General features: G+C 68.9%; 13 protein-coding genes and 1 pseudogene. 7 read left to right on the top strand and 7 right to left on the bottom strand.

What is annotated here, in order from left to right; all coding sequences use genetic code 11:
- The first annotated feature begins 102 nt into the window (after positions 1–102).
- The 3 genes from SY91_RS19190 (at position 103) to SY91_RS19180 (ending at position 3,918) form a co-directional block, all read left to right on the top strand.
- Positions 103–1,290, top strand: coding sequence for a porin (locus SY91_RS19190; protein ID WP_023476677.1), 1,188 nt, complete (start codon positions 103–105; stop codon positions 1,288–1,290).
- Between the two features lie 298 nt (positions 1,291–1,588).
- On the top strand, positions 1,589–3,610 hold the full coding sequence (locus SY91_RS19185) for a BCCT family transporter (protein ID WP_043887777.1): 2,022 nt from the start codon (positions 1,589–1,591) through the stop codon (positions 3,608–3,610).
- Positions 3,607–3,918, top strand: coding sequence for a hypothetical protein (locus SY91_RS19180; RefSeq protein WP_006479242.1), 312 nt, complete (start codon positions 3,607–3,609; stop codon positions 3,916–3,918). The genes SY91_RS19185 and SY91_RS19180 overlap by 4 nt, the downstream gene beginning before the upstream one ends.
- A 102-nt stretch (positions 3,919–4,020) precedes the next feature.
- On the opposite strand, the gene SY91_RS19175 is transcribed toward SY91_RS19180, so the two are convergent.
- Positions 4,021–4,869: a class I SAM-dependent methyltransferase gene (locus SY91_RS19175; RefSeq protein ID WP_023476674.1), complete on the bottom strand. Its 849-nt coding sequence runs from the start codon at positions 4,867–4,869 to the stop codon at positions 4,021–4,023.
- A gap of 155 nt (positions 4,870–5,024) precedes the next feature.
- On the opposite strand from SY91_RS19175, the gene SY91_RS19170 reads away from it, so the two are divergent.
- From SY91_RS19170 to SY91_RS19160, 3 genes are all read left to right on the top strand, one after another.
- On the top strand, positions 5,025–6,488 hold the full coding sequence (locus SY91_RS19170; protein ID WP_023476673.1) for a metallophosphoesterase family protein: 1,464 nt from the start codon (positions 5,025–5,027) through the stop codon (positions 6,486–6,488).
- Between the two features lie 67 nt (positions 6,489–6,555).
- Positions 6,556–7,863, top strand: a complete 1,308-nt coding sequence (locus SY91_RS19165) for a cytochrome-c peroxidase (RefSeq protein ID WP_185921404.1) — start codon at positions 6,556–6,558, stop codon at positions 7,861–7,863.
- 96 nt (positions 7,864–7,959) lie between these two features.
- A complete protein-coding gene (locus tag SY91_RS19160) occupies positions 7,960–8,238 on the top strand; it encodes a hypothetical protein (RefSeq protein WP_012338320.1) in 279 nt (92 codons plus the stop codon).
- An 84-nt stretch (positions 8,239–8,322) separates the two neighbouring features.
- Here SY91_RS19160 and SY91_RS19155 read toward each other — a convergent pair.
- From SY91_RS19155 to gtdA, 6 genes and pseudogenes are all read right to left on the bottom strand, one after another.
- Positions 8,323–8,552, bottom strand: a pseudogene (locus SY91_RS19155) (PLP-dependent aminotransferase family protein); the annotation flags it as partial.
- A gap of 55 nt (positions 8,553–8,607) precedes the next feature.
- Complete coding sequence (locus SY91_RS19150; RefSeq protein ID WP_043887776.1) at positions 8,608–9,969, bottom strand: MFS transporter; 1,362 nt, start codon at positions 9,967–9,969, stop codon at positions 8,608–8,610.
- Positions 9,970–10,049: 80 nt separating this feature from the next.
- Entirely contained in the window at positions 10,050–11,258 is a 1,209-nt protein-coding gene (locus tag SY91_RS19145; RefSeq protein ID WP_023476669.1) for a 3-hydroxybenzoate 6-monooxygenase, read from the bottom strand.
- Between the two features lie 32 nt (positions 11,259–11,290).
- Positions 11,291–11,932 (bottom strand): maleylacetoacetate isomerase, encoded by a 642-nt coding sequence (gene maiA / locus SY91_RS19140; protein ID WP_023476668.1) that lies wholly within the window; start codon positions 11,930–11,932, stop codon positions 11,291–11,293.
- A gap of 34 nt (positions 11,933–11,966) precedes the next feature.
- The gene (locus SY91_RS19135) at positions 11,967–12,665 is read right to left on the bottom strand and encodes a fumarylacetoacetate hydrolase family protein (protein WP_023476667.1); all 699 of its coding nucleotides are present in this window, start codon (positions 12,663–12,665) and stop codon (positions 11,967–11,969) included.
- Between the two features lie 87 nt (positions 12,666–12,752).
- Entirely contained in the window at positions 12,753–13,796 is a 1,044-nt protein-coding gene (gtdA, locus tag SY91_RS19130) for a gentisate 1,2-dioxygenase (RefSeq protein ID WP_023476666.1), read from the bottom strand.
- A gap of 164 nt (positions 13,797–13,960) precedes the next feature.
- Between gtdA and SY91_RS19125 the strand changes: the two genes are divergently transcribed.
- On the top strand, positions 13,961–14,905 hold the full coding sequence (locus tag SY91_RS19125) for a LysR substrate-binding domain-containing protein (protein ID WP_006495053.1): 945 nt from the start codon (positions 13,961–13,963) through the stop codon (positions 14,903–14,905).
- The last annotated feature ends 12 nt before the right edge of the window (positions 14,906–14,917 follow it).

Genomic DNA, 14,917 nt, shown 5'->3' with positions numbered 1-14,917 from the left:
CAACCCGATCAGGCGGGCCGTTCGCGCGGCCCGCCGCCTGCCACAGAGGAGGCATTCAGCCTCCCGCCCCCTTGAAAAGATGAAGAGACCTGGAGATCGAGCATGAAAGCATCCATCAACCGTTCTGCAATCCTGATTTTATCGGCCGCGTCGCTCGGCACGACCGCCGCCCATGCGCAGAGCAGCGTCACGCTGTACGGCGTGGTCGACGATTCGCTCGCGTACGTGAACAACCAGCAGGGGCACTCGAACATCTACATGCGCGATGGCAACCTGTATGCGTCGAAGTTCGGGCTGCGCGGCGACGAGGATCTCGGCGGCGGCACGCACGCGATCTTCGACCTGCAGGCCGGTTTCAACCTGAATACGGGCGCGCACGCCGCCGCCGGCACGCTATTCAATCGCCAGGCCTTCGTCGGCCTGCGCAACGCCAGCTACGGTACGGTCACGGCCGGTCGCCAGTACACGCCCTACTTCCTGTTCGTCGGCCCGTACGCGTCGAGCAGTTGGCTGACCGGCGCCACGGGCGCGCATCCGGGCGACATCGACGGCCTCGACACCACGATCCGCGTGAACAATTCGGTTACCTATACGTCGCCGACCTTCGCGGGGCTGACCGCGAGCGCGATGTACGCATTCGGCGGCATTGCGGGCGCGACCGGCAAGGGCAACACGTTCAGCGCCGCGCTGCGCTACGCGAACGGGCCGATCGGGATCGCGGCCGGCTACCTGCGGATCAACAGCTCGGGCTCGTCCGCGGGCTTCCTGAATCCGGCCACCGCATCGTCGGGCAGCTTCGCGGTGTCCGTGCTGAACCAGGGCTACCTGAGCGCGAAAGCGGTCGAACAGGTGGCGGCGGCCGGCAACTACACGCTCGGCGACCTGACGATGGGGCTCAACTATTCGAACGTGAAGTACCTGCCCGGCAACGGCTCGGCGTTCACCGACACGGCCGTGTTCAACACCTACGGCGCGCTTGCCGCATACCGCTTCACGCCGACGTTCTCGGTGGCCGGCGCATTCGCGTACACGCTCGCATCGAAGGCGAACGGTGTCGCGAGCGCGGCCCGCTATCAACAATATTCGCTGAAGGAATCGTACAGCCTGTCGAAACGCACGACGCTCTACGCGCTGCAGGCGTACACGCATTCGAGCGGGCAGACGCTCGGCGCGCAAGGCGCCGGGCACATCGTCGACGCGGCGCCGATCGTCGGCGATTCGCAGCAGCTCACGCCGTCGACGACGCATGGCCAGTTCGTCGGCATGGCCGGGATCGCCGTCACGTTCTGAACCCGCCTGGCGACGCCTTCCGCGCGCCGCCCGTTGCCCGGACGATGCGCATGCCGCGCGTGCGCCGTCCGGGCGTCCGTCGCTGCGTTTTCCCCGCCCCGCCGGCCCGCCGCGCACACCGCGCGGGTTTTCTCGATCGCCCTGATACCTTACAATTCGTCAGGTTTACCCTTCTGCATACCCCTTCTTGCAGTCCTGACACCGCGGTACACTCGACGCACGCCGTATCAGGGTCCGACGCGCAACGTGCGCGCCGGGCGGCGTCGCGCCTCGTTGCGCCCACAACTGGATGCCCGCCATGCCGGATTCCCGTCCCTCGCCCCGCACGACATTCAAGCCGCAGGTCGTCCTGCCCGCGCTCGCCGTGATCGGCGCGCTACTCGTCGTGTGCGCACTGCACCCGAGCGAAGCCGGCGCACTGTTCTCCGCCGGCCAGCAATGGGTCATCGCCCGGTTCGACTGGTTCTACGTGCTCGCCGTCACCGGCTTCCTCGTGTTTCTCGTGCTGATCGCCGCCAGCGACTTCGGCAATATCCGGCTCGGCCCCGACGATGCCGAACCGGAATTCAGCTTCGTGTCGTGGACGGCGATGCTGTTCGCGGCCGGCATGGGCATCGGCCTGATGTACTTCGGCGTCGGCGAGCCGATGCAGCATTTCCTGAAGCCGCCCACCGTCGACCCCGGCACGCCCGCCGCCGCGCGCGAGGCGATGCTGATGACCTTCTTCCACTGGGGCTTCCATGCGTGGGCGATCTACGGGCTGATGGGGCTCGTGCTCGCGTACTTCGGCTTCCGCTACAACCTGCCGCTGACGCTGCGCTCCGGGCTGTATCCGGTGCTGCGCGAGCGCATCAACGGCTGGATCGGCCACACCGTCGATGCGTTCGCGCTGGTCGGCACGGTCGCCGGGATCGCGACGACGCTCGGCTACGGCGTGATGCAGCTGAGCGCGGGCCTGCATACGGTCGCCGGATGGGACACGGGCAGCAACCTGTTCCGCATCGGGCTCGTCGCGGTGGTCGTGATCCTCGCGGGCGTATCGGCCGCGACCGGCCTCGACAAGGGCGTGCGCCGGCTGTCCGAGCTGAACCTGCTGCTCGCATTCCTGCTGCTCGCCTTCGTGGTGGTCGCGGGCCCGACGGCCTTTCTGCTGCGCGCGCTCGGCGACAACATCGGCCAGTACCTGTCGAGCCTCGTCGACCTGTCGTTCCGCACCTATGCGTACGCGCCGCCGCGCGAGGAAGGCTGGTTCGGCGGCTGGACGATTCTCTACTGGGCGTGGTGGGTGTCGTGGTCGCCGTTCGTCGGCATGTTCATCGCGCGCATCTCGCGCGGCCGCACGATCCGCCAGTTCGTGATCGGCGTGCTGCTCGTGCCGACCGCGTTCAACCTCGTGTGGATGACCGTGTTCGGCAACAGCGCGATCTGGCTCGATACGCACGGCGCGGCCGGCGCGCTCGCGCAGACGGCGACCAACGTCGATGCGCTGCTGTTCCGCTTCTTCGATTTCCTGCCGTTGCCGCAACTGCTGTCGATCGTCGCGATCGTGCTGATCGCGGTGTTCTTCGTCACGTCCGCCGATTCGGGCGCGTTCGTGATCGACCAGATCGCGACGCGTGGCAATGCGCATTCGCCGGTCTGGCAGCGGCTGTTCTGGGCCGCGCTGCTCGGCGTGACGGCCGCGGTGCTGCTCGTCGCGGGCGGGCTGGGCGCGCTGCAGGCGATGACGCTGATCGCCGCGCTGCCGGTCGCCATCATCATGCTCGCGCTGTGCTACGGGCTGTGGCGCGGGCTCGCGGCCGATCGCGCGCACTATTCGCAGGACGTCGCGCCTGCAACGAGCTTCTGGACCGGCCAGCACTGGCGCCATCGCCTGACGCACATCCTGCGGCAGACGACCGAGGCCGAGGCGCGCCAGTTCGTCGCGGAAACGGTCGAACCCGCGCTGCGCAAGGTCGCCGACGAGTTGCGCGCGAGCGGCGTCGATGCGCACGTGCAGCGCGACAGCGACGATGCGGTGCGGCTCACCGTGCCGACCGCCGAACACCGCGATTTCGTGTACGGCGTGCGCGTCACCGCGAAATCCGCGGCCGCGTTCCTGGTGCGCGAGGCGGCCGAGCCGGACGAGACGCGTGCGCATGTCCATGGCATCGTCACGTTCTTCGAGGACGGCCGGCTCGGCTACGACATCGAATACCTGCGCGGCGACGAAGTGATCGCCGACGTGCTGCGCCAATATGAACGCTACGTGTCGCTCGCGGCAGACACCCGCACGCATCTGCTGAGCCGGGCACCGGGGCACGCGACGGAGGCCGAATGAGCGGGTTGCTGCAAAGCCGCGCGGCCGACATCATCGCGCTCGGCACGCTCGCCGTGCTGTACCTCGGCGGCGCCGGCATCGCGCTGTGGCGCATCCGCGCCGCGGCACTGCCCGGCAAGATCTACTGGATCGTCTGCGCGGCGCTGCTCGCCGGCGGCGCCGTCGCGATGGCCGGCAACCTGGCGCCGGTGCCGAACGGCGGCGACATGCCGCCCGGTTTCGCGCTCGGCGCCGAGGCCGTCCTGCTCGGCCTCGTGCTGGCGGCCGGCGGCTGCGCCTGGTTGATGCTGCGCGCGCGGAAGCGCTGACGCACGCAGGTCGCATGGCCCCGCTTCGTCACGCGGGCACGGCCACGTGCGGGGCGAACGGGTCACCGCCCCGGCCTTGATCCGCTGCTTTCACGTTACGCGTCATGCGGACGGCGCGCGCGCCGTCACGAGCCAGCACGCCGCCTCGAAGCGCACTTCGGCGCCGTGCACGTACCGCTCGAACGCGGCGCGCATCGTGTCGATCACGCGCCGCCGCGTCGCTTCGTCCACCTCCAGCAATGCAACGCCGACCGGGCCCAGCCGGCCAATGTAGTCGTCCAGCGCGGATTCCGGCAGCATGCACATCCGGTCGACCGGCTCGATCGCAACGTCCGCCCAGCCGCTGTCCGACAGCACCGACGCGATCCGCTGCCGGTCGCCGAACGCGAACTGGCCCGGTGCGCCGGGCTGCCGCACGGGCAGGTTCGGCAGCAGCGGCGCGGCCGCCCGCTCGGCCGTCGTCATGAAGGGATTGTCGGCCGCGCCGCGCCACGCGACGAACCGCATCGGCGCGCCCGGCCGTGCCGCACGCCGAAGGTTCGCGAACGCCCGTACCGGATCGTCGAAGAACATCACGCCGAGACGCGACACGAGCAGGTCGACGCTCGCCGGCTCGAACGCATGTGTCTGCACGTCCGCGCACACGAACCGGGCAGGCACGCCGCCGCGTTCGGCACGCGCCCGGGCGGCATCGATCATCCGCGCCGAAATGTCGATGCCCGTGCACTGCGCGCTCGCACCGAGCCGCCGCGCGGTCGCGAGCGTGACCGCGCCGGTGCCGCAGCCGACATCGAGCACGCGCGTGGCAAACGATGCTGCCGCGGCCTCCGCCAGCAGCGTTTCGAACGGCTCGAACATCCGGTCCAGCGGCGCCTGCGCATCGACCCACGCGCGCCCTGACGGACCGTTCCAGAGCGCGGATTGCGCTTCGTTGGGCCGGTTGGCTTCCATCGTCGATCCCCTTCCGATTCATTGATGACGAATCGTACTGTGCTGCTTCAAGCCGGCTTGAAGTCAAGGGGCAGCCAGCACGCGCCCCGCTTTTCACATTTCTTACATTCGCGCTGCGTATCGTTGACGACTTTCCTACGGCGCCTCCCCCTCCCATGCGACGACTCCTCACGCGCGCGCTGCTCGTGCGCTGCGCTCCCCTTGCTGCCCTCGCCGCGCTGTCCGCGTGCTCGAATCACATCGATACGCCCGACGATCCGGCCAGCGCCTCGGCCAACGTTCAGGCCGCGTGGGTCGAGATCGGCGACGCGAACCAGGCGATCGCGCGCGTGATCACGAACTACACGCCCGCGTCGGCCACCGATCCGCTGTGCCCGCAACTGACCGTCGACGGCAAGCTGTCGCGCATGACGCTGCGCGCGGGCGCCGCGACCGTCGCCCAGCGGCCGACCGCCAGCGATCCGGCCGATTCGAAGCCGTCGAGCTTCCCGGTGTCCGTCTGCGAAGCCACGCTGCCGGCCGGCGTGCAAACAGCCAGCGTCGCGGGCCGCACGCTGCCGCTGCCGAAAGCGCAACCGCAGCGCATCGCGATCATCGCCGACACGGGCTGCCGGATGAAGAAGGCCGACAACGCTTGGCAGGCGTGCAACGATGCCGCGGTCTGGCCGCTCGACACGATCGCGGCCAGCGTCGCGAAGCTGTCGCCCGATCTCGTACTGCACGTCGGCGACTACCACTATCGCGAGAATGCGTGCCCGCCGGACATCGCCGGCTGCAAGGACAGCCCGTGGGGCTACGGCTGGGATACGTGGCAAGCCGACCTGTTCCGCCCGGCCGCGCCGTTGCTCGCGAAGGCGCCGTGGGTCGTCGTGCGCGGCAACCACGAGGAATGCGCGCGGGCGGGCCAGGGCTGGTTCCGCTTCCTCGACCCGCGCCCGTATTCGGCCGCCCGCTCGTGCGACGATCCGGCCAACGACAACAACGCGAACTATTCGGAACCCTATGCGGTGTCGCTCGGCGGCGGCTCGCAGGTGATCGTGTTCGACACCGCGAAGGTCGGCCGCACGCCGCTGAAGACGACCGACGCGCAGTTCGGCATCTACCAGAAGCAGTTCCAGACGGTCGCATCGCTCGCGTCGAAAGCCGGCATGACGACGACGATCTTCACGAACCATCATCCGATCCTCGCGTTCGCGCCGATCGCCGGCAGCACGCCGGCGCCGGGCAACCTCGCGCTGCAGTCGGTGATGTCGAGCCTCAACGCGCAGGCGTACTACCCGCCGGGCGTGCACGTCGCGCTGCATGGCCACGTGCACGATTTCCAGGCGATCAACTTCTCGTCCGGGCACCCGGCGACGATCGTGTCCGGCAACGGCGGCGACAACCTCGACGTCGCGCTGCCCGACCCGTTCCCGGCCGGCCTGACGCCCGCGCCGGGCGCCGTGATCGAGCGGCTGTCGCACAACAACAGCTTCGGCTTCCTGATCATGGAGCGCAACGCCGCACCGGCGACGGGCTGGGTGTTCCATGCGTATTCGGCGGCCGGCAAGCGACTGGCGTCGTGCAACCAGTCGGGCAGGACGCTCGCCTGCGACAAGACGGGGTTCATCGCGCCGTGAGTGAGGCAGTTCGATATGAAGGCCGCGGGGGCGCGGCCGGCAGACGTTGCGCACGCTTGTCGCACCCCTGCTCGCCGGTCTGACGCTGGCGGCCCACGCCGCGCCGGCCGAAACGGTCCTGCTTCCCGGCGCGCCGCCGTCGCGCGTCGTCGACACGATCGGCAACGGCACGCCGCAGGTGACGGGCAAGATCGACGCGGCCACCGCGCGCTTCGCGCCGGACCCGACGCTCGTCGCGCTCGGCCGCCGCATCTTCTTCGACCCGCGGCTGTCCGAGCCGCGCGGCATGTCGTGCGCGGGCTGCCACGATCCGGGCCGCGCGTTCGCGCCGACGCTGTCGGCCGCATCGCTCGCGGGGCCCGGCGTGCCGGAAGGCAGCCGGCCCGGGCGCTTCAGCCAGCGCAATGCGCCGTCGCTGCTGTATGTGCGCTACGTGCCGCGCCGCCACTTCTACCAGGACGACGATGCGCCCGCGCCGTCGCCGTTCGGCGGCCTGTTCAGCGACGGCCGCGCGGATACGCTCGCCGAGCAGATCCGCGGGCCGCTGTTCGATCCGAACGAGATGAACAACCGGTCGCCGGCCGCGCTGCTGCGCAAGGTCAACGCGACCGAACTCGCGCCCGATCTCGCCGCGCGCTTCGGCGCGCCGGTGCGCCGCGACCCCGAGCAACTGGTGCGCGCGCTGGGTTCGGCCGTCGAAGCCTATCTGCAGAGCGACGAGATGGCGCCGTTCACGTCGCGCTTCGATGCGTTCCTGCGCACGCGCAAGCCGCTCGCGCCGGCCGAGATGCGCGGCCTCGCGCTGTTCCGGAATCCCGACAAGGGCAATTGCATGACCTGCCATACGCTGTCGGACACGTCGAGCCGCCCGGAGCGCTCGCTGTTCACCGATTTCGGCTACGACGCGATCGCGGTGCCGCGCAATCGCGCGCTGCCGGCGAACCGCGATCCGCGCCATTTCGACAACGGGCTGTGCGACACCGCGCGCCGGCTGCGCTGGCCCGAACCGACGCAATGGTGCGGCTACCTGCGCACGCCGGGGCTGCGCAACGTCGCGGTCAAGCAGACGTTCATGCACAACGGGGTATTCACGACGCTGCGCGACGCGGTCGCGTTCTACAACACGCGCTCGACCGATCCCGGCTTCTGGTACCACGGCGCCAAGACGTTCGACGACGTGCCGGCCGCCTATCGGGGCAACATCAACGTCAACTCGACGCCGATGAACCGTCGGCCCGGCACGCCGCCCGCGCTCACCGACGCGGAAATCGACGACATCGTCGCGTTCCTCGGCACGCTGACCGACGCGCGCTATACCGGCCGCGCCGCCCCGGCCGCCGCCCGGATCACGCGAGCCGCCGCGCCGGTGCGCTGACCCTGGCCGAACGGCCAGCCGACGCACGCCCGCTTGCGGTCAGCACAAACACTGGTTATATTTACAGTACTGTATTTATGAACAGTGAGGTGCGCGATGGAACATCTGGTCCGTATCGTCAACGAAACCGATCGCCAAGTGCTGGCGTGGCTTCGAGCCCAAGTCGGCGATGCCCGCGTCGAGCGCGCGGCGCGTCAGCTCGGGCATACGCGCAAGCCCTTCCCGTCCGCCGTGTGCCGGTATCTGGGCATGAGCGCGCCGGCCACGCTGCGGCCGGCCGCCGCCCGGCCGCGCGCGGCACGCGATTTCTCGGTCGGCGACCGTTATCTGTCGCTGATTCGCCAGCACCTCGCCACGCACTCGGTCAGCCGATGAAATGGCGGCGGCTTGCCGCTTCGGTACCGCGTCCGGCCGGAGCACTCGCGTATTCGGAAGTCCGACCGGCCGCCGCCGTCGCGCTTACACGGCCGCCATGGCTTCCCGTACGAGGCGGGCGAGTGTGTCGAACGCTGCCTCGTGCACCGCACCGGATGCGTCGGACACATCGGATACGCGTGTGCAGGCGAGCCGGATATAGCCGGCGAAACGGTCCGAATTCGAGGAAATCGAACCGGGCGCGATCTTGAACTCCATGCGCCAGCGCGGCGTCAGAACAGCGCATCGAAGCACACGTCTGCCGGCAACGCGAGCTACGGCAGCATCCTGCCGCTTACCGAATCGGCAATCGAACCGCCCCGCCTTAGATCAGGCCTGCCTGCCCGCCATCCCGTCGGCGGCCGCCACGCATGCCGCACCGGCGCGAACCACACCGAGCGCCAGCACCGCGACCGCCGCGATCACGCATGGCGCGGCAACGACGGCGAATGCGGTCGACAGCGGCACGCCCATCGCCAGCATCGCGCCGCCCGCCATCGAGCCGACCACCGAGCCGCCACGACCGATCCCGTTCGCCCAGCTCACGCCGGTCGTCCGGCACTCGGTCGGATAGAACGCGGCCGACAGCGCGTTCGCCCCGACCTGCGAGCCCGATACGCAGAAGCCGGCGGCGAATACCGCAAGTGCCGCCCCCCACGGCGACGCGGCGAACACGCCGATCGCCGCGACGCAGGCGCCGGCCGCCGCATAGCTGCAGGCCAGCACGCGATGCGGATCGAAGCGGTCCATCAGCCAGCCCAGGACGATTGCGCCAAGCGTGCCACCGACCTGGAACATCGCGGTCACGCGTGCAGCCGTCTGCAACGTCGCGCCGGTCGTGCGCAGCAACGTCGGCAACCAGCTCGACAGCAGGTAAATGACGAGCAGGCTCATGAAGAACGTGAGCCACAGCAGCAGCGTGCCGCGCAGCAGGTCGGCGGCGAACAGCCGCCCGAGCGGCGACCCGGCCGGCTTGCCGGCGGGCGCGATGAACGACGCATGCGCGAGGTGCGGACCCGGCGCGATACGACCGAGCAGCGTCGCGATCCGCGCGGACGGCGCGCCCTGGTTGACGAGATAGCGCACCGATTCCGGCAGTCGCCACGCGAGCAGCGGCAGGAGCAGCAGCGGCGCCACGCCGCCGACGACCAGCACCGCGCGCCAGCCGTGGTGCTCGATCAGCGACGCAGCCGCGAGCCCGCCGAGCGCGGAGCCGATCGTGAAACCGCAGAACATCGTCGTCACGAGCAGCGAGCGACGGCGCGACGGACAGTATTCGGACGTCAGCGTGATCGCATTCGGCATCGCGCCGCCGAGCCCGAGCCCGGTCGCGAAGCGCCATACGATCAGCTCGGTCAGGCCGCCCGCGCTCGCCGACGCGGCGCTCGCAATGCCGAAGCACGCCACACACGCAAGCAACAGCCGCTTACGGCCGAACCGGTCGCCGAATGGCCCGAACACGAGCGCGCCGGCCATCAGCCCGGCCAACCCCGCGCCGAATACCGGCGCGAGCTGCGCGGGCGACAGGCCCCATTCCGCGCGGATGACCGGCGCGATGAACCCGATCGACGCGGTATCGAATCCGTCGATCGCGACGATCAGAAAGCACAGGACGACGATCGCGGCCTGAAACGGCGCGATGCGATGCCGGTCGATCCATTCGCTGACGTCGATGGACAGCGTATCGGCCATGATGGTGTCTCCTCCAGGAAGGCGGCGCGCGTCTTCTGTCGTTGAAATGCGCGCCGCCGGAATCGGGCTGAACGGATGCGTCATGCGACCGTCTTCAGGCAATCCTCCGCACGCCAGCCGTGCAGCCAGCCGAGCGCGTCGTAGAACTGCGCATCGGTGCGCCCGACCCACAGCCCGTTTCGTACCTGCCGCTCGACGCCCTTCGCGTGATAGATCCGCCCCATCTCGCGCGCCGAATACAGCACGCGTGCGGTGCGCGGAATCCGCACGCTTTCGTACAGCGCGAACGCGGCCTCGAAATCGCCGTCGGTCTGCGCAACGGCCGCGCCGAGCGTCACCGCGTCCTCGAGCGCCTGGCACGCGCCCTGCGCGATGTATTGCGTCATCGGATGCGCGGCGTCGCCGAGCACCGTCGCGCGGCCCGCGCTCCAGCACTCGACCGGATCGCGGTCGGCGGTCGCCCAGCGCTTCCATGACGTCGGCCTATCGAGCATCTGCTTCGGCAGCGGATGGACCCCGTCGAAGTACGACAGCACCTCTTCCTTGCTGCCCTCGCGCACGCCCCAGGTCTCCTGCTCGCGGCTGTGGAACGTGACGACGAGGTTGTACTGCCGCCCGCCGCGCAGCGGATAGTGAACCAGATGGCAATGCGGGCCGGCCCACACGACCGGCGCATTGATCCGCAGATCCTTCGGCATGTCGTCGACGTCCACCACCGCGCGATACACGACGTGGCCCGTCACGCGATGCGCGTCGCCGATCAGCGCCTGACGGATCGCGGATTTCACGCCGTCGCAGCCGATCACCGCATCGGCACGATAGCGTTCGCCGCGCTGGTCGATCACGGTCACGCCGCGGCCGTCCTGCTCGAAGCCGCACACTTGCGTGCTCGTCCGGAATTCGATCAACGGATGATCTTTGACCGTCTCAAAGATCGACAGGTGAATGTCCGCGCGATGGATCACCGCATACGGATTGCCGAAGCGCTCGCGATACGCGGCGCCGGTAGCGATGCGGGCGACCTCGCGTGCATCGATCGCGTCCATCAATTGCAGCCAGTCGGTCAATACGGCTCGACTGCGTGCCGCCTCGCCAACACCCAGCGCATCGAGCGCATTGAACGCGTTCGCGGCGAGCTGGATGCCCGCACCGATCTCGCCGATCCGTTCGGCCTGTTCGAGCAGCTTCACGCGAATGCCCCGACGCGCGAGCGCCAGCGCCGCCGCGAGCCCGCCGATACCGCCGCCGATCACGAGTACGCGCCGGCCTTTGTTGATTGTCTCGTCCATGTCTGTCTCCTGCTTCTATGACGTGATTCGTGCTACGCGACGTAATCCGGTTGCCGCTGCGGTTGCGCGGCCTCGAACGCCGGCTCGTGCCGCGTGTGCTCGACCACCGCGAGGCAGCGTGGATACGCGCTCAGGTCGCAACCCATCCGCAACGCGTTCGCGACCTGCGGCACCAGGCACACGTCGGCGAGCGTCGGCGTATCGCCGAAGCACCACGGGCCGTCGTCCGCGCGCGCCAGCAGCCGCTCGACGCCGGCCATCCCTTCCGCGACCCAGTGCCGGTACCACGCGGTCTTCTGCTGCGGCGTGACCTTCAGTTCGCTGTCGAGATAGCGCAGCACGCGCAGGTTGTTGACTGGATGGATGTCGCAGGCGATCAGCGTCGCCAGTTCCAGCACGCGCGCCCGGCGTCGCGGTTCGAGCGGGATCAGCCGAGGCGTCGGCTGGATCTGGTCGAGGTAATCGAGGATCGCGAGCGACTGGCCGAGACGGAAATCGCCGTCGGTCAGCGCCGGCACCGCGGCCGACGGGTTCACCCGCGCGACATAATCGGCGTCGCGATGCTCGCCGGTGCGGATGTTCACGGGCAGCGTGTCGTACGGCAGCCCTTTCAGTGCGAGCGCGATGCGCACCCGGTAGGAGGTCGAACTGTTGAAGAAGCTATGCAGTTGCACGATGTGACCTTTCGAGGAAATCGACGAACGCGCGTCAGACCACGCGCACGGTCAGTTCGCCGAGACGCTCGACGCCGACCTTCATTACATCGCCCTTCACCACCGCGCCAACCCCTTCGGGCGTGCCCGTAAAGATCACGTCGCCCGGTTCGAGGCGGAAGAACTTCGACAGGTCGGCCACCGTCTCCGCGACCGACCAGATCAGGTGCGACACGTCGCTCTTCTGCCTGGTTGTACCGTTGACGGTCAGCCACAGGCCGCCCTGCTCGACATGACCGACGTCGCTCGCCGGGTGCACGGGCCCGATCGGCGCCGAACGATCGAACGCCTTGCCGATTTCCCACGGCCGCCCCATCTCGCGCATCTTCATCTGCAGGTCGCGGCGCGTCATGTCGAGGCCGACCGCGTAACCCCACACGTGGTCGAGCGCGCGCTCGAGCGGAATGTCCGAGCCGCCCTTGCCGATCACCGCGACGAGTTCGGCTTCGTAGTGATAGTTCTGGGTCTGCGACGGATAGGCGAGCTCGAGCGTGTCGCCGTACGCCACCGGCACGATCGAATCGGCCGGCTTGCAGAAGAAGAACGGCGGCTCGCGATCGGGATCGAAGCCCATTTCGCGCGCATGGGCCGCGTAGTTGCGGCCGACGCAATAGACGCGGCGTACCGCGAATCGGGCGTCGCTGCCGTCGACGGGCAGCGCCACCGGCGCCTCGGGCGGGAATACGAAAGTCATGAATGGCTCCAGCGTGGGCGTGAATGAAGGGGCGCGCGCCGCGACCTCGGCGGCGCACGGGAAACGGAGTATCGAAAGCAGCCGGCGTCAGTCGCGCGCTTCGCGCAGCAGGTTCAGCGCGGACAGCACCGGCCGGTCGGAATAACTGAACAGCACGCTGTCGCGCGACGCCGACAGCCGCACCGGCGCCCACGACGGCGCGACGAAGATGTCGTGCGGCGCGAACGCGAATGCCTGGTCGCCGATCGATGCGGTGCCGCTGCCTTCGACGACGCAATAGATCGTCGCGTCGGTGCTGCGATACGTGCGGCCGTCGAAGCCCGCGGGCAGGAACTGCATGAAGGTGGCGATGGTCGGCATCGGCCAGCCGCCCGTCGCGGGGTTCATGTAGCGCAGCTTCACGCCGTCCCACGCATCGAGTTCGCCGTTCCGGTACAGCGCGTCGAGCGCCTCGCGGCTGCGCGCATACGGATAGCTGAACACCGGCGACGTCGGATCGCTCACGCGATGCCGCACCGGCACCATGTTGTGACCGAAGCGCGCGAAGCTGTCGCCTTCCGGACGATTCACCGGCTGCACGGCTTCCGGATAGTTCTCCGCGAAACCGGCGTCGAGGTTCGCGAGCAGCGGGATGTCGAGCCCGTCGAGCCACACGACCGGCTCGCCGCCGTCTTCCGCCGACGGATTGCCGTGGTCGTGCCACGCCCACGACGGCGTGATGATGAAGTCGCCCGGATGCATCGTCGTGCGCTCGCCGTTCACGGCCGTCCATGCGCCGCGCCCCTCGACGATGAAGCGCAGCGCCGACTGCGTATGACGGTGGCTCGGCGCGATTTCGCCCGGCAGGATCAGTTGCAATCCTGCATACAGGTTCGGCGTCATGCTCGACTTGCCCGGCAGCCCGGGGTTCTCCAGCACCAGCACGCGGCGCACTGCTTCCTCCGCGCTGATCACGCTGCCGGCCTGCATCACGAGGTCGCGTATCTGCGCGTACCTCCAGATCGCGGCTTGCGCCGCCGGCTGCGGCGAGGTCGGCACGAGGTTGTGCAGCGATTCCCACAGCGGCGCCAGGCGCTGCTCGGCGATCCGTGCGTAGTAAGCGGCGCGCGTCGCGTCCGGATGGGTCGTCATGATGTCTCCTTCGAGGCGGCCGATCGGCGTCGGCGCTATGTCGGGTCGGGGACCGTGCTGCAGTCCATCAGCAGATTTATATTCGACGCAGACATACCCGGTAAAATGGTTAAATCATCTGATCTATATATTTCTGGATATACCTTCTCGCGACGAGGCATGCAATGGACTGGACCCACCGGCTGCGGCTGCGGCACCTGCAAGTACTGTTGAGCCTCGCCGGCACCGGCAATCTGAGCCAGTCGGCGGTCGCGCTCGCGACCACGCAGCCGGCGCTGTCGAAATGGCTGAAGGAGCTGGAAGAAGATGTCGGGTTGCCGCTGTTCGAGCGGCATGCGCGCGGGCTGCGGCCGACGCCCTACGGCGAAGCGCTGATCGAGCATGCGCGACGCGTCGAAGCGCAGCTCGACATCGCGCGCGACGACATGGCCGCGTTGCGCGAAGGCGGCAGCGGCCTCGTGACGATCGGCACGTCGGGCGTCGCGGCGGCCGACACGGTGCCGTTCGCGGTGTCGCAGTTGCTGAAACGAATGCCGCGCGCGCAGGTGCGGCTCACCGAAAGCACGATGAACCAGCTGATGCCGCAGCTCGCGCGCAGCGAACTCGATATCGTCGTCGGGCGCTCGGGCTCGACGTCCGTCGATCCGTTGCTGCATGCCGAAGCGCTATACGTCGATCCCGTCGTGTTCGTCGCGCGGCCCGACCACGCGCTGGCCGGCGCGACGTCGCTCGGCTGGGACGACGTGCTCGCCTATCCGTGGATCGTGTGGCCGGCGGGCACGCCCGTCCACAATGCGCTGGAAGCCGCGCTGCACGCCGCCGGCCGCGTGCAGCCGCCGCACTGCGTCGAATCGAATTCGTCGATCCTGAACCTCACGCTGCTGAACAACACCGATCTGCTCGGTGTCGCGTCGCACCGCGCCGCGCGGCGCTTCGCGCAACTGAACGCGATCCGCATCCTGCCGATGGAGCTCGAGGGCCAGGGCGCGGTGTCGATGTACTGGCACCCCGACAGCGCGAACCGCGCGGCCGTGGCCGCAACGATCGAGTGTCTGCGCGCCTGTGCGGCGCCGCAGGTCGGCGGATGGGAGAAAGTGAAGGTGGAGTGAACGGCGCGGCCC

The organism is Burkholderia cenocepacia, from assembly GCF_014211915.1.
Classification (GTDB): domain Bacteria; phylum Pseudomonadota; class Gammaproteobacteria; order Burkholderiales; family Burkholderiaceae; genus Burkholderia; species Burkholderia orbicola.
The sequence above is the reverse complement of the archived record's forward strand: the minus strand, read 5'-3'. Positions and strand labels throughout refer to the sequence as shown.